General features: G+C 41.4%; 20 protein-coding genes. 15 read left to right on the top strand and 5 right to left on the bottom strand.

Annotation, left to right across the window (positions count from 1 at the left end; all coding sequences use genetic code 11):
- Positions 1-130 precede the first annotated feature (130 nt).
- The 4 genes from LDX50_RS12360 to madM all read left to right on the top strand — a co-directional run bounded on the left by LDX50_RS12360 (position 131) and on the right by madM (position 3429).
- On the top strand, positions 131-538 hold the full coding sequence (locus LDX50_RS12360) for a hypothetical protein (protein WP_225697603.1): 408 nt from the start codon (positions 131-133) through the stop codon (positions 536-538).
- Between the two features lie 283 nt (positions 539-821).
- Entirely contained in the window at positions 822-2318 is a 1497-nt protein-coding gene (locus LDX50_RS12355) for an acyl-CoA synthetase (protein ID WP_225697602.1), read from the top strand.
- Positions 2315-2683, top strand: a complete 369-nt coding sequence (gene madL, locus LDX50_RS12350; RefSeq protein WP_225697601.1) for a malonate transporter subunit MadL — start codon at positions 2315-2317, stop codon at positions 2681-2683. Before LDX50_RS12355 ends, madL begins: the two co-directional genes overlap by 4 nt.
- The gene (gene madM, locus LDX50_RS12345) at positions 2680-3429 is read left to right on the top strand and encodes a malonate transporter subunit MadM (RefSeq protein ID WP_338029998.1); all 750 of its coding nucleotides are present in this window, start codon (positions 2680-2682) and stop codon (positions 3427-3429) included. Before madL ends, madM begins: the two co-directional genes overlap by 4 nt.
- Before the next feature lie 46 nt (positions 3430-3475).
- Here madM and LDX50_RS12340 read toward each other — a convergent pair whose 3' ends face one another.
- Positions 3476-4282, bottom strand: a complete 807-nt coding sequence (locus tag LDX50_RS12340) for a TolB family protein (RefSeq protein ID WP_225697600.1) — start codon at positions 4280-4282, stop codon at positions 3476-3478.
- A gap of 196 nt (positions 4283-4478) precedes the next feature.
- Positions 4479-5108: a hypothetical protein gene (locus tag LDX50_RS12335; protein ID WP_225697599.1), complete on the bottom strand. Its 630-nt coding sequence runs from the start codon at positions 5106-5108 to the stop codon at positions 4479-4481.
- Between the two features lie 521 nt (positions 5109-5629).
- Here LDX50_RS12335 and LDX50_RS12330 point away from each other — a divergent pair.
- The 3 genes from LDX50_RS12330 (at position 5630) to LDX50_RS12320 (ending at position 9887) form a co-directional block, all read left to right on the top strand.
- Positions 5630-6358, top strand: coding sequence for a DUF6090 family protein (locus LDX50_RS12330; protein WP_225697598.1), 729 nt, complete (start codon positions 5630-5632; stop codon positions 6356-6358).
- 312 nt (positions 6359-6670) lie between these two features.
- Positions 6671-8800 (top strand): prolyl oligopeptidase family serine peptidase, encoded by a 2130-nt coding sequence (locus LDX50_RS12325; RefSeq protein ID WP_225697597.1) that lies wholly within the window; start codon positions 6671-6673, stop codon positions 8798-8800.
- Between the two features lie 193 nt (positions 8801-8993).
- Positions 8994-9887, top strand: coding sequence for a cytochrome c4 (locus LDX50_RS12320; protein WP_225697596.1), 894 nt, complete (start codon positions 8994-8996; stop codon positions 9885-9887).
- Positions 9888-10005: 118 nt separating this feature from the next.
- On the opposite strand, the gene LDX50_RS12315 is transcribed toward LDX50_RS12320, so the two are convergent.
- Positions 10006-11370 (bottom strand): hypothetical protein, encoded by a 1365-nt coding sequence (locus LDX50_RS12315; protein WP_225697595.1) that lies wholly within the window; start codon positions 11368-11370, stop codon positions 10006-10008.
- A gap of 957 nt (positions 11371-12327) precedes the next feature.
- Here LDX50_RS12315 and LDX50_RS12310 point away from each other — a divergent pair.
- A complete protein-coding gene (locus LDX50_RS12310; protein WP_225697594.1) occupies positions 12328-12819 on the top strand; it encodes a helix-turn-helix domain-containing protein in 492 nt (163 codons plus the stop codon).
- 115 nt (positions 12820-12934) lie between these two features.
- On the top strand, positions 12935-14161 hold the full coding sequence (locus tag LDX50_RS12305) for a hypothetical protein (RefSeq protein ID WP_225697593.1): 1227 nt from the start codon (positions 12935-12937) through the stop codon (positions 14159-14161).
- A 14-nt stretch (positions 14162-14175) separates the two neighbouring features.
- Here the strand turns inward: LDX50_RS12305 and LDX50_RS12300 are convergent, their stop codons facing one another.
- Positions 14176-14859 carry a CPBP family intramembrane glutamic endopeptidase gene (locus LDX50_RS12300; RefSeq protein WP_225697592.1) on the bottom strand — a complete coding sequence of 228 codons (684 nt, stop codon included), beginning with the start codon at positions 14857-14859 and terminating at the stop codon, positions 14176-14178.
- A gap of 223 nt (positions 14860-15082) precedes the next feature.
- Between LDX50_RS12300 and LDX50_RS12295 the strand changes: the two genes are divergently transcribed.
- The 6 genes from LDX50_RS12295 to greB all read left to right on the top strand — a co-directional run bounded on the left by LDX50_RS12295 (position 15083) and on the right by greB (position 18806).
- The gene (locus LDX50_RS12295) at positions 15083-15898 is read left to right on the top strand and encodes a sensor histidine kinase (protein ID WP_225697591.1); all 816 of its coding nucleotides are present in this window, start codon (positions 15083-15085) and stop codon (positions 15896-15898) included.
- Positions 15895-16602 (top strand): LytR/AlgR family response regulator transcription factor, encoded by a 708-nt coding sequence (locus LDX50_RS12290; protein WP_225697590.1) that lies wholly within the window; start codon positions 15895-15897, stop codon positions 16600-16602. The genes LDX50_RS12295 and LDX50_RS12290 overlap by 4 nt, the downstream gene beginning before the upstream one ends.
- A gap of 99 nt (positions 16603-16701) precedes the next feature.
- On the top strand, positions 16702-16956 hold the full coding sequence (locus LDX50_RS12285) for an FUSC family protein (protein WP_225697589.1): 255 nt from the start codon (positions 16702-16704) through the stop codon (positions 16954-16956).
- 178 nt (positions 16957-17134) lie between these two features.
- On the top strand, positions 17135-17614 hold the full coding sequence (locus tag LDX50_RS12280) for a hypothetical protein (RefSeq protein ID WP_225697588.1): 480 nt from the start codon (positions 17135-17137) through the stop codon (positions 17612-17614).
- A gap of 46 nt (positions 17615-17660) precedes the next feature.
- A complete protein-coding gene (locus LDX50_RS12275; protein ID WP_225697587.1) occupies positions 17661-18434 on the top strand; it encodes a DUF6090 family protein in 774 nt (257 codons plus the stop codon).
- A 51-nt stretch (positions 18435-18485) separates the two neighbouring features.
- Positions 18486-18806 carry a transcription elongation factor GreB gene (gene greB, locus LDX50_RS12270; RefSeq protein ID WP_225697586.1) on the top strand — a complete coding sequence of 107 codons (321 nt, stop codon included), beginning with the start codon at positions 18486-18488 and terminating at the stop codon, positions 18804-18806.
- On the opposite strand, the gene LDX50_RS12265 is transcribed toward greB, so the two are convergent.
- On the bottom strand, positions 18803-19261 hold a 459-nt coding region (locus tag LDX50_RS12265), incomplete at its 5' end, for a hypothetical protein (protein ID WP_225697585.1). The two genes, greB and LDX50_RS12265, sit on opposite strands and share 4 nt — an antisense overlap.

Raw genomic sequence — 19261 nt, 5'->3', positions numbered from 1 at the left:
GTGATTGGGAAACAACCATGAATTGTAGCACACTCAATACCCGGCTAATGCTAAAAAATCTTTGCTTAGGGGTTACTGATAAATGTGCAACGGTATATATGCCTGTAAAAAATCAATTATTTATTTAGTTATGAAACGATTACGTTTAATTTTTATGTGTTTGTCACTTTTGGCTTTTGTTTCGTCTTGTAACGATGACGAACCGACTGCAAATGTTTCAATAAATGAAGTTCAAAGTGATCTCGGAGGTGATGTAACAGGTGATGGCGGAAGTATTATAAGAAGCTATTCCTGGAATAATCCACAGGCGCGTGCTGAGTATAATATGGATATAACAGCTGCAAAGGGTGGTTCTTTCAGACTCGTTATGGAAGATGCTGATGGGAATGTGGTTTCAGACTATACTCTTACAAGGGGTGTAGGGGATGATTCAAAATATGGAGTTTCAACCGAAGGAACACCAGGTGACTGGACAATAACCATCACATTAACTGATTTTGTCGGTGACGGGAGTTTCTCAATAAACCCTGGTGCATAAGAAAAGTTTCCTATTAAACATTTAATAAAGCCAATCCGTCGGATTGGCTTTATTGTTTAAAAGCAAATATTTGATTTCTTCAATCCTAACTAAACCTAAGAATGATTGCAGGTGTGGAGAATTTCCCTGGAATTGACATAAACTGCAGATTGCCCCGGGAGGCCTGACCGTCTGTAGTGTTCAGGAAGGCTCCGAAATAATTTGATCTTTATTCAGGCTGGATAATACGGACTTTTGTTGCAGGAATTTTTATCTTGAAATTCCGTACTATCATGTTTTACTTATGAACATTATTCATCGGGCTTTTTCCACCCCGGAAAGAACAGCAATTATTGCAAATGGGAAGTCCTATACCTACAAGGAGTTGCTGAGTTCTTCCCACGCCGCAGCCCGTCAACTGTTAGACGAAAAAACAGATCTCCATGAGGCAAGAGTGGCTTTTATGATCAAGCCAGGCTTTGATTACGTGAAGATTCAATGGGGTATATGGCGTGCCGGTGGCATTGCCGTTCCATTGTATCATGGCAGTCCGCCTGATGCCATACAATATATCCTGGAGGACACAAAGGCTGAATACCTCGTGGTAGAAAAGGAATACCTGGCAGAATTTGAAAAGTATACCGGTTCCAGCAGTATCCGGTTAATTGCCAATGATGAATTTCCGGCTGACGATGGGATCCTGCCGGAAATTGATTCGAACCGACGGGCGATGATCCTTTATACGAGTGGCACAACCGGATCGCCAAAGGGAGTGGTAAGCACGCATGCAACTATCGAGGCCCAGATCACAAGCCTTGCAGACGCATGGGAATGGAGTAGGGAAGACCATATCCTGAATATCCTGCCCATGCATCATGTTCATGGTATCATCAATGTGCTGAGCTGTGCATTATGGGCCGGGGCCACTTGCGAATTCCTTCCAAAATTTGATGCGAAATCCGTTTTTGACGTGCTCAACAGGGGGGATGTGACACTTTTTATGGCCGTCCCAACCATCTATCATAAACTCATCGCCTATTGGGAAACATTGCCGGCCGGAGAGAGGTCCGACCTGTACCAGCATCTCAGCAAACTGAGACTGATGGTTTCCGGTTCTGCCGCGCTGCCTGTTTCGGTGATGGAAAAATGGAAAGAGATAAGCGGACATACACTGCTGGAACGATACGGTATGACCGAGATTGGAATGGCCATCAGTAATCCGTATCATGGCGAAAGAAGACCGGGGCATATCGGTCAACCATTGCCGGGTGTATCGGTTAAACTGGTGGATGGCGACTTTGAAGAAGTGCCGGAGGGTGACCCCGGAGAAATCCTGGTGAAAGGGGCGAATGTGTTTGTGGAATATTGGGAGCGGCCGAAGGAAACAGCAGATGCATTTACTATGGATGGTTGGTTTAAGACAGGTGATATAGCAATCTATGATACAGGTAGTTATAAAATAATTGGCCGAAGCTCCGTGGATATAATTAAGTCAGGTGGTTATAAAATTTCAGCATTGGAAATAGAAGAGATTTTACGCCTTCGAGAGGAAATTAAGGACTGTGGTGTGGTGGGTGTTGCTGATGACGAGTGGGGTGAGCTGGTATGTGCAGCCGTAGTCCTGGCAGGTGAGGGAAGCGAACTTCCCGCGGATGAAATTGATCAGTGGATCCGGACCAAATTACCTCCGTATAAAATCCCCCGGAAGTACATCTTCCTGGAAGATCTCCCCAGAAATGCTATGGGTAAAGTGACCAAAAAGGAACTGAAAGAACTATTTACGAATCGTATGAACGAATGAGAATCTATGGTGTGGCCATATTAGCAGCGTGTTACCTCATCGGACAGCTTGTCGGACTATATTTAGGCTATTGGCTGGGAATCGGCGGCAACGTGGGAGGTGTGGGTTTTGGAATGTTGCTGTTGATATTCATGAATGGCAGGATGAAGGACTCCATGCCGAAAGTGAAAGACACAAAAGACGGAATTTACTTTTGGAGCGCCATGTACATTCCGGTGGTGATTGCCATGGCAGCGACCCTGAATGTCAGGGCAGCGGTGTCAGGAGGGTGGGTCGCGGTACTTGCGGGAATTATTGCAACCTCGGCATGCTATTTCTTTGTCCCGTTTATTTCCAGGATGGCCAGCGCTAAAACCAACCAATGATGGAGATCCTGGAACAATTTCTTGCTAAAAATGGACTCGTCCTGGCTTTCTTATTTATGGGCGTAGCCCTGTTTTTAGCCAACTGGTTTTCAAAGAAAGTGGTATTCAACAAAATCCCGGGGGTGGCTATTGCCATTTTCGCCGCGTTGGTCCTGGCATATTTTGGTGGGAATAAGGGGGTTGCCAGCTATCCGGCATTTACGGGCCTTGCAATACTGGGAGGGTCTATGTTCAGGGACTTTACCATCGTCTCAACTGCCATGGGCGTACACTTTTCAGAGCTCCGTGCAACCGGTCTCGCAGGTGTATTATCATTGTTGATAGGGGTGACCATCACCTTTTTTATTGGCGGATCGATTGGCTATGCCATGGGTTATACCGATGCCGTGAGCTTTACAACCATCGGCGCCGGTGCATGCACGTATATTGTCGGGCCGATCACCGGGGCTGCCATTGGCGCTTCTTCAGAACTGATCGCGATCAGCATTGCCGCAGGAGTGATGAAAACGGTTTTTGTGACCATTATTACCCCCATAGTAGCCAAGCGCATGAGTTTGGATAATCCCACGACAGCTATGATTTTCGGAGGAATGATCGGAACCACGAGTGGTGTGGCAGCCGGACTTGCTGCGACAGATCCGAAGCTCGTCCCATATGGAGCCATGACTTCGACATTCTATACAGGAGTGGGGGTTTTGCTTTGTCCGAGCGTATTTTACCTGCTGGTACTGGCCGTACTGGGGTAATTCCGGAGAATTAACAGGAAATGGCCATAATAAATTGCTGGAGGCATTAATCTGAATTCAATTCAGACCCGATATTAACCCATTTAACCTGCCATTTTCCATCCTGGTCCGTTGTAAAAAAGAGAAGCTGATTATCCGGGGTGACGTAGGGATTTCCCTGGCCCGAAGCATTGATTCGATCATTTAATCTTTTCGTTCTTGTCCAGTTCCCTTGTCCGTCGTTGAAACTCACATATAATTCAAGCTGTTCCCCGATGGTTGCAAAAACCAGGAATTTCTCATCGGGTGATACGTAGGGGGTACATTTATCGGCATTCAGCGATATTGACAGTTTTTCGGCGTTCCGGAACTTGCCGTCAACCTGTTTCGAATGATATAAGTCCATATCACTGTAATCCAGATTACTGGAATGAAAATACAGGGTTCCGGAATTCGTAATTACAGGATGGGATACCAATTTATCCCTCATATTTGGAATATCCACAAAAACAGGGTCAGTCCATGAACCGTCCACCTTATCTGACTTCCAAATGTGCCATGTCGGTTGAACATCCACAATATACACAGGTCGGGTTGAACTGAAATAGAGGGTGTTGCCATCCGGGGAAAAGCTGATGCCATGTTCATCAAATTCGCTGTTGAAAAATGCGGTTATTGGCTCGGTCCATTGTTCATTTTCTTTCCGAATTACGTACACGTCAAAATTTTCAAAGCTTGGGTCGGAAATCGTGTAGTAGTATTCCTTCATGTCCGGACTCAATATGCCTTTATGAATGATTTGACCATCGGGTACTAAATCCGGCATAAATGCCACAGGTACAGTGCCCGGCAATTCCAGGTTTAAAAGATTCATAGAGTGATGTCCTTTTTCAGGATTACAGCTAAACAGGAATAGCAATAAAAGAAAGGTGAAACTGCATCTATTCATTTATACGAATACTGGCAACGGATTAGAAGAGGTAATGGAGTGACAAGTTTACTTGATTATTACAGTTTCAACAAACTCCGAATATAATTGGGTTAAGGATATGAGCAGACCTAATGTTTTGTCATTTTGGATAGAGAAAAGCATCAATCTTATCAAACCAGGGTGAGATTACAATTGCAATCATCAGGGCAAATGATATCATCGTCACTAGTATACCTGCTATAGTTGCCCGATGAATCTTTCGAATTGTAAAAATGTCGTACGCCAGCGGAATAATAATCCACGTTAGAATCATAGCGAGAACCACTACAGGTGTTGACCAATCAAAAATAGATCCAACCCTGGACCAGGCAGGAGAGACGAGGTTTACCAGAGCTACCAGCATCAGTCGTTTATGTGCCTGGGTTTTTCCTTTATTTACGAGCACGATACTCGCAAAATACAAGCCGGCAAAGACCAGAACGTCCCTGGACTCACCGATTAATCTCCCGGGGTCTCCCCACAGGTATGTTATGTAAATTCCAACAATGGTGGCAACTATGACCAGGACATGAGCAATCTTCACATTTTGCTTATGCCGGTTTAATTTGTTCTTCAGAATTAGCCTTGACTGCCAGGTAAATAGAATTAGCCAACCCAGTGTCGATATTATATGTATAATTACATAGGGCTTATAGTATCGCTCCAGTCTTACAGGCTGTACCAATGCGACGATTCCAAAAGCCAGGATAACAAATAAAATGGATGCCACTCCAGTATAATACAAGAATTTTGAATTGTGTCCTTTCATCATTGAATTCTGATATCAATTGATAATATCCGATACTTTCTGACCAGAGGTGAAGAATTTAATTTACTTGAAAAATCTACTTCGAGCAAACTTCACTTTTAAGTTGTAATCAAGAGCGATGAGCATAAGTAGGGAGGTATTCAATATTTCTATTTAACATAATATAAATTATATAACAACACCACGTGGTCACCGCAATACGAACACCGTGAGTATTTAACATAAAACCAGTTATCATCACTTCAGTGTGATAACGGATCGGTTTTATGTTAAGGTGATTGCATTTTATATCCGGCGTGACTCAGCATTTTAAAACCCGCAATCATCACAAATTAAAATTTGTACTATCTTAGGTTTTGATGATTCCTCTGAGCACTGGCTACTCTCAAATCATCCTGGGTAAAGCTATGAACTACAGAATTCAGGTAACCTTGGTTCCTGTTCAGATACAATAGCCTTCATCTCTACTAACCATCGATACAATGATAAAATTCTTCAAAAAAATCAGACAGCAATTAGTATCAGAAAATAAATTCAGCAAATATCTGATTTATGCATTAGGTGAAGTGCTATTGGTTATGATAGGAATTTTTCTGGCTTTCCAATTGAATACTACAGTTGAGCACCGGAAAAATAACCTGGAAGAAAAAAGGATTCTATACAATTTATTAGAATATGATTTAAAAAGTGACATAGAACAACTGAATGAATTGATTGATTCAGTGGAAACTACCACACAAATTATGACCGCTTTAAGTGGTGATAAAATTGAATTTATCACGGAAATGGAATCCTTTATAAAGGACTACCATTTTCAAGCCAATGATGGCACCTTCAATGAGGCATTATCCACAGGTACAATGAAATTGATAAAATCAGATACCTTGCGCGGTCTTATTTTTAAATACTACAAGGAAATTGAGAACAATAAATTTATCATTGAACAAAGTGCATTCGTCAATAATCATCAAATTACAAGACCGGAGATGTATGCGAAGGTGATAGCAACCTCTGAAAGCTTTGAACGCTATAATATCTCATTACCATTGCCTGAATTGGACCTGGAAACTCTAATTAAAGACCAGGAATTTATGGGTTCCATGTTTAGTCGTATGGCTTCCTTACAATCCCAAATAGGTTCCTGGAAACAATTGAAACACAAGGCTGAAATTTTAAGAAAAGAAGTTAAGAAAAAGCTGGATTCCCATTGATCTAATGTGAATCTGAACTTTAAGTGGCAACGGACTCCGGGATTACCACTCCCCTCCTGCCAAATCTAATTCAGGAAATTCTTGCCTAAATCATTCCTTCTTCTTCATATATTCAGAATTCAAGTATGATTTTAAATTGTGAGATAGCGGCCGCAATCATCACAATTTAAAATCTGTATATTAGTTTATGCGTGGATGGATTTCAATCAACTGGCTATCTGCAATATATAATTTGGGGAGTATAAGATTATTTTACAAGACAGTTACTAAAGCAAACACATGCAACACATCCCTTTTTGGCAAACATGGATAGTGGCAGGCTTACTGATGGCGATGCCCGCAACAGTCACAGCACAGGAAGCTGAGCTCACCCTTGATGACCTGTTTGCAACGCCTAAACTAACGGGAACAACCCCGTCGCGGCCTGTGTGGGCACCGGACAGCGAGCACTTCGCCTTTTCCTGGAGTGAACCAGGAAATCCCGGGCGCGGCCTCTGGGTATCCACAAGCGATGGGAAGCAAGTGCGCCACATTTCCAATACGGCAGCCGCGCCGGTGCGCGAAATTGTCTGGACCGACCCGAACACCATTGTCAGCCTGCGAGCTAACAACCTGTTATGGCAGACATCGCTCAGCCAGGGAGAAGACCTCCAGTTTATGCCCGTAGAGGCAGGTGCACATAACCTGACGATATCGCCTAGCGGCAACCAGGCAGCGTATATACGGAACGGTGACCTGTGGCTTGCTGACTTCCCTTCCAAACAGAATCGTCAGCTCACCGAAATCGGCATCGCCAGTCTCTCAAGCGTAAAGAAAGGGCGCTACAGCCGTCCGGAACGTGAAATCGGTCCGGGCATCTGGAGTGGGCCAACATACAAGTGGTCCCCGGATGGCAGGACCATCGCGTTTCACGCCGTTGACCGACGCGAGATGCGAAAGGTGCCGTTCCCGGATTACCTCGGTGCCGAAACCAATCCCAACGAGGTACGCCGGGGTTACCCGGGTGATCCAAACGAGATTCGCAGGGTTGGCCTGCTCGATGTAGAAAGCGGTAACATTATATACCTCGATTTGCCAGACCCGCACGCCAACCAGGTCATCGACTTCAACTGGTCACCTGGCGGTGCTCTGCTGGTTGATATCGCATCCGACACGGCGGTTGAACGTAAGCTGTTCGTCGTTGCACCCGGAGAAAGCCAACCGCGCGAGATTTGGCAAGGTGTTCGAGAGAGCCGCATGTACACATCATTTGGATCTGCCTGGCATCCGGATGGAAAGAATGTTGTTTTCTTAAGTGATATGGGTGATCGCTACGGCCTTTATACCATCGATGCCTCACCGTCCAGGGATCGTCCGCAGCTCCTGACAGATCCGTCCTACGATGTACTGTCCGCCCCAAGTATTGCTGGTGATGCTCTGTTTTACGAAGGCAACGGCGTTAATCCGTACGAACAACACGTGTATCGCCTGAATATGTCCGGTGGCGATCCCGAACAGGTGACACGCCTTTCGGGCCGGAACGATGGCTACCCCTCACCGGATGGCCGGCACCTGGTGTTCATGCACAGCAACGACACATCCCCTCCCGAACTTTACGTGGTAAGCAGCGAGGGTGGTGACCCTACACGAGTAACCCACTCGCCGTTGCCAGCCTTCACGGAGCGAACCTGGGCGACTGCGGAATACGTTAGTTTCCCCAGCCTTGTCGACGACTACACACTGCACGCCCGGATTCTGAAACCTGCCAACATGCAGCCCGGCAAGAAGTACCCGGTGCTGTTTGGACCCGTGTATTCGAATACAGCAAGGAACCGCTGGGCCGGTAACTACAGCCTCGTACAGCATCTGTTGGCTAAGAAGGGATATATTATCGTGCAGGTGGATTCACGTGGCAGCAACGGTTATGGCCGTGCATTCCGTGAAGAGTTCCTGCTGGGCTTTGCCGACCAGGACATTGAAGATTATGCAAGCGCCGTTGCCTACATGGAGTCACTGGATTATGTAGATCCCGATCGCATCGGTATCTGGGGCAGCAGTTATGGCGGCACACTCTCTGTTTATTCACTTTTGATGAAGCCGGGCTTATTCCAGGTGGGTGTTGCTGCAGCGGCGGCTGTTGACCCGATGTTCTTTGGCACGGACGACGTCGCGATTGTTCGTCGCCCACAGACACACCCGGAGGTCTTCGAAAGAAAAGCGCTCAAATACGCAGCGAATCTGGAGGATAAACTCCTGTTCATCCACGGCATCCAGGACCAGGTGGTACCTTTCAAGACAACGGCCGTGTTAGCTGAAGAACTGATTAACCAGGGAAAGGATTTCGACTTTGCATTTGCACCGGGTGCGACGCATGGATGGAGCGGTGAGCAGAACTACAATCGCTACCTGTTTGGCAAGATAATCGAATACTTTGACCGCCACCTGGCCGTGCCGTCTGAGTAGATGTTTGCAGGTGTCTTGTTAAAAGGCGTAGAGGAACGCCGGGCAGATCTTTGGATCACCGCAAAAACATATACTTAGCACGAACGTTTCCTTGTAAAGTTCACCATTTTTCTCATTGCGTATTTTTTCGTTTATTGACAGTATTCAATCCTAAAAACGGTCCTGGGGCAAAGCCAGGTCTGATCTGTTCTTGATGAATGCTACCACGAATCAAATCACTGTTTGCATATTACTTCTAATAGCAAACCTCATTTTTTCTTCATGTGCTGAAAGTACAAAGGAGAAGAAAAACAATGAGGACACCACGGACATATACATTTCTCCTGTAAGTTTTGACGGGTCAGAGTATACAACTAATCAAGAGAAAATTTTACATGGTAAGCGCCTGGCAAATTTGTTTGCCTGCAATAATTGCCATTTGTCTGATTATACTGGCGTGAATTTCGGTGACTTTATCCCAATACTCGATGGTCTATGGGCTAGCAACATATCACTTACATTACCTAAACTGCGTGATGATCAACTCGAAGAATTATTGCGAGATGGCACTCATCCTTCACGTGATTTATTCCTGATGCCTTCAAAAACATCTCAATTTTTGAGTGAAAAAGACATGGATGCATTGATTGCTTATTTAAGAACAATTCCCGAGAAAGGAAACCCTACACCTATCCCACCTGAAGGGTATAAAGATTCCGTTTCGGCCAGGTTGCCAGCAAATTATTGGAGAACCGATAATGAAGGAAAGCCTTATTATCATACTTCAGAAGATGAAGTACTGTACTACAGGAGTCATACATTGCCTGATCTTGGGCAGGATTTGTTAAAAGGAAGATTGATTGCACAGACCATGTGTTCATCTTGCCATGGGGCGGCATTAGATGGCGTTGGAGAAGACTCTGGAGATATTAAAAACGCCATTAGCTATGATTTAAGTAGTTACAAGCTACTTCTTAAACAAGGTATAACAATTCAGGGAGATACCATTCAATCACCATTCGGTACCGGACATGCATCTGTTTACCTAACCAATAACGAGATTGAAAACGTCATTGCTTACACAAAACAATTGATTGAAGAAAAATAGTCCCATTAATGAAGACCCTTCAATAAATTCGATTGATTAAAAACGCTCGCGACCAATGGCGATACCTGCTTTGTGAAATGTGATTCAGGATGGACCGAATAATACCCTAATTGCCGTACTAATCATTCCCAACAAAATTGGCCCTTCCAAAAAATCGCCTGTTCACGAAGTTATTGAGATTAGAACCAAATCGGTAATTGAACCCAAACCTGGAATCAATAGTATATGCTGAAGGCAGGGTTACCCTGCCACTCAGAATATCCTGTTCGGTGAAATCTCCTGCTGCCAGGTAAATCTGGTCCTTTACGTAGTTACCTTCTACCCTCATAAAGAAAGAAAAATTCCCGGTGACACGGACATCTGCTCTAACATTCAAACCTGTGGTCCAGGAGCTAAAATCATCCAGATAATTTCTCAAACGATATCCTATTTCAAGGTTGCCCCAACGTTTATTTAGTCCGAGACTGGCTCTCAGACTATGCAGAACCCTGGTTTCTTCAGTGACACCGTTAATCGTTTCTTCCACATATCTGTTATTCCTTACTTCAATCCCATAATTCACTCTCAGAAACCTGGAATTCTGCTCTGATTCCGGAAAAAAATTATACTCTACAGCGGGTCTGAATCTGGTCTGAAACTTATAATTAAAACGGGTATTCTGGAGACCTTCCAAATCATATCCGTAAGACCATTGGGGTGAAATAGACTTCACCAGCTGGTGACCAAATCCAAATTCTGATACATCAAAATTATTCTCAACATCATCAATGATCTGGTTTCCATTTTCATCAAGAACCGGATCGCCATTTTCATCAACTCTTGGCTCTCTTTGAATCGTTTTTCTCAGCCTTTCATCTACTCTCACCGATAGGTTAACTTTCCATTCATCCGTAATACGGTTAATATTGATTTCTCCACCTAAATTAATGTCCCTGCTCAATTCCTCTAATTCAAAGTTCGCATCGGTTCCCACATTAAAAACCCAATAATTCCAGGGATCAACGGTTTCCTCTCGTATGTCTTCCGTAAAGCGAGAGTCAGTCTTCATATTGATATCGATGTCCTCCCCTGCTGTGGTTTTTGCAACGTACGGAGCTAAACCCAATTTGATAAACCGGGTAAGTTTTGCCCGCACTTCGAAGTCGGTATCCGTCTGTTTGTTATTTACATACACGGTATCGTTTCTTCCCGCATGGATGTTTTGCTGACCTATAAACAAAAGTTGATATTGTCTTCCGCCACCACCAGATTCGTTATTGTTAATCAGCACAAAAACATCAGCTGATTCATTATCCCGGTAGAAGTCAACCGCTGTAATTTCCGTTCTGATAAAATCCATATCACAACCTCCATCCCACCGGTCACAACCGTCGATAAACACCCGCAGTTTTTTGCGAACATTGTTATTATCAATTGCCTGACTAATTGCAGGATTAGCCAGGGAAAAGAAGATCGGAATTAATACAAGCAGTATTTTTCTCATTTGATTAGGGGCAACTCGTGTTAATCGCATACTTAGTATCGAAGTTCTATGCAGTTTATCAACCTTAATAATGTGTTTGACCAGATATTGTTTGAAACCAGTATACATTTTACATGAAAATCAAAGACAATGATTGTTTTAAATCGGGACAATCAATATGGTAGCGCACAGTTTAAAACCCAAAACTATCACAATTTAAAATTTGTACTATCTTAGATTTTAACGATTTGTCTGAGCACCGATATATTTACCGTCGGATTTTGATCCCGTCATTTCACTCGTACATATCTCGACACCAAAATATAAAAGCCATTAAAATTGGATTATTTTACTGTACTGGGGTTTAGCCTTTTTGGTATTGGAAGCTTTTTATCATTATTCTTTATTCTGAGAAAGGGTTTTAATGATGGCGGGTATTTATTTCTCTATTTTTTGTTGTTTTTACTTTCCTATGAGTTGTTTTATAAAACACTTATCCATAGCAAGTTGATCTACAGTTTCCCTGCCTTATACATAAGTGGCAGGTTCTTTAATCTTCTGGTTTATCCTGTCTTTTTGTTCTTCGTACTTTCTATTACCAGATCCAACTTTCGACTAAGAGTCAAACATTGGATATTAATAGGTACAATAATCGCTTTCATCTTTATCAATTATTTTCATTCACTAAGCTTAAGTACTGACCAGAAACTCGTAAATCTGGATTTATTTTACCAGGATACCAGACCAGGATCTTTTAACTATTGGAAGAATTGGCAAACCTTATTCAAGGGAACAATTATTCCACTAGTGTTTGTCAGCTTGATCTCCTTTGAGTTTTTTCGTTTCACACGAGCTAACCACAGTACGTCTAAAAAGATACTATTGTACATCCTGCTTACCGTGATCTCGTTTTTTTTCTTATTTAATCTGTCATCAAACCTTCTTTACAAAAAGCTCGAAATTACATCCGGTTGGTCCATGATTGAGTGGCCCGTGGATATCTCTTTTCTTTCGGTGGTAATTGCTCTGCTTTCTCTAATTGCCCTTCTTGTTAATAGTGGTGTTGCGTTTTTGCCTCCAGCAAAATATGCTTCCAGTTCTTTAAATAAGAACAGTTATGATGAAATGATTACAGAAATTTCCAGAGTCATCCGGGAGAAGCAATTATACAAGCAATTTGACTTTAATTTGAAACTCCTTTCTAATGAACTAAACTCCAACCCGGGCTATATCTCGCAAACCATTAATCATGGCTTAGGTATACGATTTAATGATTACATCAATCAATTCAGAGTTGAGGAAGCAAAGCGCCAACTCCGATCCCCTGAAAATAAGCACTTAACTATTGAAGCCATTTCAGAACTATGCGGATTTAAGTCAAAATCAACTTTTTTCAGAGCTTTCAAAAAAGAAACAGGCCTCACCCCAAAACAATTTATTCAAGTCAGTAAAAAAAGTTCTGATGGATAAATTGAAACTTCATTATCTGCTGAAACAACTCTAAAAAGAAGAGAAAACAACATTTTTGTAATCGAACAATGATATTACAAAGATGAAATCAGGATGTGTATTATGGCTCCTTTTAATGAGCTTTTTCCCTGGAGTTTATACCGGCTGTATTGCTCAGGAAAAGAGTAATGACCAGCATGTCTTCTACTATTCAACCGTTGAATTTGTAGAAACACCATTATCCCCCATAAAAGGAAGTGTCCCTTTGAATAAAGAAGAGGCGATGAATCGAAACCATTACCGCTTTTTATATAACGAAAAGCACCAATTGGTATCTGTTTCATTCTTTAACGGGAATACACCCAGAAACCCCAATCATACGGCCAGTTTGTTTACGCTTGCGCATTTTATGAAATTCGATTATGGAGAGAAATCGGAGACTATTTCTTTCTTTAATACACAAGGCGAACCAGTTGAAGTACTTGGCAACTGTACTCTTTTTATGTATACCTATAATGATTTGGGTTTCAGAAACAGACTTTATTTTCTTAATAAAGATCATCAGCGATTAACAAATAGCTGGGGAATCTATGAGTATCAATGGGAATACCTTGATGATGGAAGCGTTATCGAAGATCGATACGACGAGAAAGGTAATCGCGTTACGATTCGCCCGGGTTTTGAATTTCACCGCCTGAGATTATACTTCAACCCATCCGGGCACATTGCATTAATGCAAAATATAGATGAGAATGGAAATCTGGTGGAAAATAGCTCCGGGGCCTCACAAGACAGAATAACCACCAATTCCCAGGGTAATTTTCTGGAATGGAACGTCCTCAACAACAGGAATGAACTGGAAAAAGGGAACGGTCCAAATGTGGCGATAGGTAAACAGGAATTTAATGAATACGGGTACGAAGTAGCTCTTGAACATCAGGACGAAAAAAGTCAATCTATTGCCAGCCATTATGGCATAATCAAGAGCAAAACAAAATTTGATCAGTTCGGGAATATCCAGGAGCGTACTTTTTATGACGCGGAAGGAAATCCGGATATACACAGTAATGCAGGTTATCACAAACTATCTCTGACATGGGATGAGCAAGGCAACAAAAGGAAAAGCCTGAGGTATTTTGATGTAGCAGGCAACCCCTGCCTGCATGAAACGAGAGGTTATCACGGTGTTCGATATGAGTATGATGATCAGGGAAGAATTTCAAAAATAAGCTATCTCTCAACGTCAGATAAGTTGATCAACCGTAAAGATAATGGTCATGCTTATTCAGTTTATAAATATCGGGATGATGGTGAAGTACAGGTTGTTCATTACGACACATCTGATTCGGAAATAAAGCTATGAAAATTGGTTGTTGATTATTTATATATCAACCCTTCGAACCAACCGGATACCCGCATATCTTCATTCAAATAGATTAGTGTGAGCCAAATTGAGTCGTAGATCCCATGGATGAATACAAGCAACAGTAAGTTGGTTCTGTTTTTATAAAACAAAAAAGCAAAAAACAGTGATCCTATAGTTATTCCAATAATGCCGGATAACCCCTGGTAACCATGGGACAGGCCAAAATAGACCGCAATAATTACACCTGATATCCCCCATGCTTTATTTGAACCCCCCATTAATTTGGCTAAACGCTTCATATAATATCCGTGAAACAGAAGCTCCTCTCCCATCGCTGCGAACACCCACATGATAATCATCATAAGTAAGTAGTTGCCAAAATCTCCCCGTAAGTCATCCAGTGAACTTAAATCGTTGTCACCCAGGTGATGCTGAAGGACACCATCAATGACTCCCGTCACAAAAAAATAGACGATGGATATCCAAACACTGGTAATAATCGTCTGAAGAGTTATTTTTTGCCCTATTCCGAAATAGGACCAATCCCACTTCTTTTGCCAGGCAATGAATAAGACCACTCCCAACCCAAAAAAGTACCCAAAATTTCTATCTGAAAGCGATAGCAAAATGGCAATAAGTATGACTATTAAAACCGAGTAGGGTTTGGATAAAAAGGTAAATAATTTAGCTTTCATGTCACCGGATAATTTTATTCTTCCTGATTTGCAGGCGAATGTATCAAGCAATCCGTTGTTCATAAAAAAGTTGGGATGAACGACCCTTTGCACCTAAAAAAGGGCATCATAACCGTTATGAAGTTCGTTCTTCACACGAATCAGACTGTTTGTCACCTACTGAAAGCTGTTTATCAAGTTTCTTTACTTGGAATAAAATGAAGGTTACCTTTGAACCATGAGCATGCCATCAAAAATCCTGCAAAGGGCGCTTTATTCCATAGTGCTTGTTTCATTGATAATTCCAGGAGGTATCATCATTATTTACCTGATCTATACTGGTGAAGATTCAGTGACATTTACCTTCGATACGTCAGTGGGTACAATACTCATTCTGTATTATATCATTCTGTTTTTCACATTGATATCGCTGGTTATTTATTGGTTCATCGGGCAAATGAAAGATCTACTGGCCATGCGGCATGAAAAGAAAAAGGCGGAGATAATGTTGCTTCAATCTGAAGTAAATCCTCATTTCTTCTTTAACATGTTGAATAATCTCTATGCAATGGTGGATAAGGACCCTCTCCTGGCTAAAGAGGTAATATTAAAGCTATCGGATATCATGCGGTATAGTATTTATGAGGGTAAAAATGAGCTGGTCACGCTGAAGGAGGAAATTGATTTTATAAATAATTACATTAACCTGCATAAGGTGCGGTATCACAGGGAAATTGATGTGCAGTTCACTGTAGAAGTGGAAGATGACCAGGCGAAAGTCACTCCCCTTTTATTCATTATTTTGGTTGAGAATGCTTTCAAGCATGGAATAGAAACCATTACCCATAATGCATTTATACATTTAAGGTTGACATCAGACACTCATAAAATAACGTTTGAGGTTGAGAACAATTTTGAAAAGAATCAAGAAAACATGACCGGAATAGGATTGACGAATCTGAGACGAAGACTTGAATTACTCTATGCAGAAAGGAGTAAATTTGATACTGAGATTAAAGATGATATCTACTATTCTAAACTCGAAATATCGGTTAAATGAAATACATTATAGTGGATGATGAACACTACGCTCACGACGTCATTAAAGGATATTGTGAGCAAATGGAGCATTTACAATTCGTAAAAAGCTGTTATGATGCCATTGAAGCTTTAAATATCTTAAAAAGTGAACAAGTTGATTTGATTTTTCTCGACTTGAATATGCCCAAAATATCCGGGTTTGATTTTTTAAAGACGTTGTCCAAACCACCAAAGGTTATAGTTACAACTGCCTATAAAGAGTTTGCCGTCGAGGGTTATGAGCTGGATATTGTTGACTACTTACTCAAGCCCGTTTCTTTTGAACGCTTTATTAAAGCCATAAACAAAATAGATAGTGTTGATGCGAACAAAGCAATGAGCCGTTCGGTACTGTCAAATGATAGAGAAGATGAGAACCGGATATTTCTTCGATCCAATAAAAGCTACATCCAGGTTGATTTGAAGACTATTTTGTTTGTTGAATCAACAGGCAACTATTGCAAGGTGGTTACCCTGGATAGTGAAATAGTAATTCGGGATAAAATCTCGAACGTCATCAAGACACTTCCGTCCGACAATTTTTTCCAGGTTCATAAATCCTTTATTGTATCAAAAAGTCAGATTAATTCTATTGAGGGCAACAGAATAATGATCAGGAATTATGAAGTGCCCATCGGTAAATCTTTCAAATTAAATGTAAATCGGATATTAAGTGGAAGCTGATCCAAAAATCATGATAAGAATGAGATGTTGATTCCATGGAGTGGATCTTTAAAACCTTCAACAGGTAATTCATGTTACATTTAAAATCAATTTACGCGCATGAACCAAAAAGAACTCTCTCAGTTGACCGACACAGAACTGCTGGAAGTAGCGAAGAAGAACAAACCATCACCCATAATTGATGCCTTCTTTATTGGGTTTTTAATCGGAATCATTATTTATAGCGTAGCTGCGAGCACCTGGGGTCTTGTGACCCTAATCCCGTTGTTTGTGATTTACAGACTTCTGAAAAAACCCGGGCAATACGAGGCGCTGCAGAAAGAGTTAAAGGAACGTAACCTGCGACAACTTTAATAAACTTCAGGCTATATCAATCCTGGCATTACAAGAAAGTCCTTCAAACTTAACATGACTACCGATTTTATGTGAGACAAAGAAATTGGTGGTCTGAGCTTTTGAATCGCGACTGACACACATTTCGGGATATTTGGATTTTTTTTGGTAGATAGAACTAGCTGGGCTTAATTAGAATATGAATCTAGAACTAATCAAATCTGATAGAATTGATGAACTGACAAACTTTCTCATGCTTGTATCTGTTCGACTTATCTCCTATGATAAAAAATTAGTTCCTCTTCCAAATTCTGATGAGAAATTTGGTTTGATTCCTCGTTGTAATAGAATGATTATCGAGGTGATAAACAAAAGTAATTCCACCTTAAATGATCTGCTGTTAACTGTTTACAGAAAAAACTCTAAGCTTGGAAAAGACAACTTTGATACTGTCCCTATCAAGACATACGAACTTCTTCCAAGGTCTACTGGCAAATATGAAATAATAGTTTTTGACCCATTTAATGAGAAATTTAATGGTGTGGAGATATGGGTCTCAACTAAGGAAGATTGGGAATTAAGAGCAAAAGCCGAAAAGTGGCTTGACCGTGCTGAAGATTTTTCAAAAAGGAAATATAGTCTATTGGATAGAATTAAAAATAAGATAAAATTAGACTAACAATTTCTAGGCTTCATTTAATAACAGTTTATCCTACCCTCAATCAATGATAAATATATTCAGGAAAATAAGGCACAACCTGTCCTCTGAAAACAAAATTGGCAAGTACCTACTGTATGCCTCCGGAGAAATAATTCTCGTGGTAATCGGGATATTAATTGCAATACAGCTGAACAGCTGGAAGACAGAAACTGATGAAAATGCTGAAGTATTAAACGATTTGAATGGCCTTTATGCCGAATTGAATCAGGACTCGGAACGTATGGATACCTTGTATGCATTCTATGCCGATAAAACCAATGCTATTCAACGATTACTTGAATATAATGACACGTCTGTCCAGCTATCAAATCATGCGTTAGGAGAACTATTCAATTCAACCCTTGAATACAAAAAATTTTCAAGCAAAAGGAGTACTTACCTTTCGATGATAAGCGGAGGTTATATTAACAAAATCAAAGACAAAGATCTTATCAATGAAATAATTAAATATTATGAAAGCCCCTACCTGACCTGGTCCACAGAGATATATGGAAATATTTCTGAATCAATTGATTATAGCCAGACTGAATTGTACCATTCAAATGACGGACTAATCAGGCTGAAGAGGGATAATTCTATCCCAAATTGGACGTTGACTAATGATCAGTATAAGTCGGAGTACGCGAAATTGATTCAATCAAAATGGGCAATTGATATTCTGACTAACTTTCTTAAACAGAGTAATTTTATCTTTAGTAATCTTGAAATGTACAAGAAATTGAATGATCATTTGAGAGAAGAGATTAAAGAATATACCATCAATGGGATTAATGACTAAACAAATGAGTGGCTAAAGTAATACAAAGATTTTTTAGCCGGATAAACAGATATGAGAACACCCATGATCACCCCGGAAGGGATGCAAAAGCTGAAAGATGAATTAAACCATCTCTGGAAAGTAGAGCGCGTTGAAACCACCAAAAAGGTTTCCCGGGCAGCCAGCCTGGGTGACCGTTCCGAAAATGCCGATTACCACTACAATAAAAAACGCCTCCGTGAAATTGACCGGCGAATTCTGTATCTGCGTAAATGCATCGATGACTTTAAGGTCGTGGAATACCATCCGCACCAGGAAGGCAAGGTCATGTTTGGCGCTTGGGTGGAAATTGAAAATGATAAGGGCCTTAAGAACCGCATGTTGTTTATTTAAAACAAGTACTTAACCATAAACTGCAATCGTCTGCCAGTACCTTGCGTATCATTTACATTCGTGCGCTGTACCATCATGAATTCTACTCCGGTGTTCAAGCTCTTTAATGGAGACCAAATCAAATTAGCGTGGCCCGATAATCCGGCTTTCATATCATACCCTTCTTTGTATTCTGAAGGATCAATAGAATACCAGTTTGAATTGATATTGGTAACAAGGGTGTTTGACAAACGAAACGCAAATCCACCTCCTAAATTCCATGCAGGCATCGTTTCTAATGTGCCTTCCGGCGTTACAATGGCAGAAGCTTGTGTGCCAATTGTAGCCACTATTTGGCTACCCCATCCGTGTCCATAGCTAGCCATCCAACGGAACCAATGCTTTTTTGCACCAAAGTATTCACGCCCGCTAAAGCTAAAGCCCCAACCTAGTGCTCTGGAATTGGGCATTGCACC

The sequence above is a fragment of the Fulvivirga sedimenti genome (assembly GCF_020328055.1).
The sequence above is the reverse complement of the archived record's forward strand: the minus strand, read 5'-3'. Positions and strand labels throughout refer to the sequence as shown.

Excerpts from the sequence above, each read along its gene's own strand:
- LDX50_RS12285 (WP_225697589.1), top strand. The coding sequence starts at position 16,702 with ATGAACCAAAAAGAACTCTCTCAGTTGACCGACACAGAACTGCTGGAA.
- LDX50_RS12295 (WP_225697591.1), top strand. The coding sequence starts at position 15,083 with ATGCCATCAAAAATCCTGCAAAGGGCGCTTTATTCCATAGTGCTTGTT.
- LDX50_RS12310 (WP_225697594.1), top strand. The coding sequence starts at position 12,328 with ATGATTGAGTGGCCCGTGGATATCTCTTTTCTTTCGGTGGTAATTGCT.
- LDX50_RS12280 (WP_225697588.1), top strand. The coding sequence starts at position 17,135 with ATGAATCTAGAACTAATCAAATCTGATAGAATTGATGAACTGACAAAC.
- madL (WP_225697601.1), top strand. The coding sequence starts at position 2,315 with ATGAGAATCTATGGTGTGGCCATATTAGCAGCGTGTTACCTCATCGGA.
- LDX50_RS12315 (WP_225697595.1), bottom strand. The coding sequence starts at position 11,370 with ATGAGAAAAATACTGCTTGTATTAATTCCGATCTTCTTTTCCCTGGCT.
- LDX50_RS12275 (WP_225697587.1), top strand. The coding sequence starts at position 17,661 with ATGATAAATATATTCAGGAAAATAAGGCACAACCTGTCCTCTGAAAAC.
- LDX50_RS12340 (WP_225697600.1), bottom strand. The coding sequence starts at position 4,282 with ATGAATCTTTTAAACCTGGAATTGCCGGGCACTGTACCTGTGGCATTT.
- LDX50_RS12320 (WP_225697596.1), top strand. The coding sequence starts at position 8,994 with ATGAATGCTACCACGAATCAAATCACTGTTTGCATATTACTTCTAATA.
- LDX50_RS12355 (WP_225697602.1), top strand. The coding sequence starts at position 822 with ATGAACATTATTCATCGGGCTTTTTCCACCCCGGAAAGAACAGCAATT.
- madM (WP_338029998.1), top strand. The coding sequence starts at position 2,680 with ATGATGGAGATCCTGGAACAATTTCTTGCTAAAAATGGACTCGTCCTG.
- LDX50_RS12330 (WP_225697598.1), top strand. The coding sequence starts at position 5,630 with ATGATAAAATTCTTCAAAAAAATCAGACAGCAATTAGTATCAGAAAAT.
- LDX50_RS12300 (WP_225697592.1), bottom strand. The coding sequence starts at position 14,859 with ATGAAAGCTAAATTATTTACCTTTTTATCCAAACCCTACTCGGTTTTA.
- LDX50_RS12290 (WP_225697590.1), top strand. The coding sequence starts at position 15,895 with ATGAAATACATTATAGTGGATGATGAACACTACGCTCACGACGTCATT.
- LDX50_RS12305 (WP_225697593.1), top strand. The coding sequence starts at position 12,935 with ATGAGCTTTTTCCCTGGAGTTTATACCGGCTGTATTGCTCAGGAAAAG.
- greB (WP_225697586.1), top strand. The coding sequence starts at position 18,486 with ATGAGAACACCCATGATCACCCCGGAAGGGATGCAAAAGCTGAAAGAT.
- LDX50_RS12360 (WP_225697603.1), top strand. The coding sequence starts at position 131 with ATGAAACGATTACGTTTAATTTTTATGTGTTTGTCACTTTTGGCTTTT.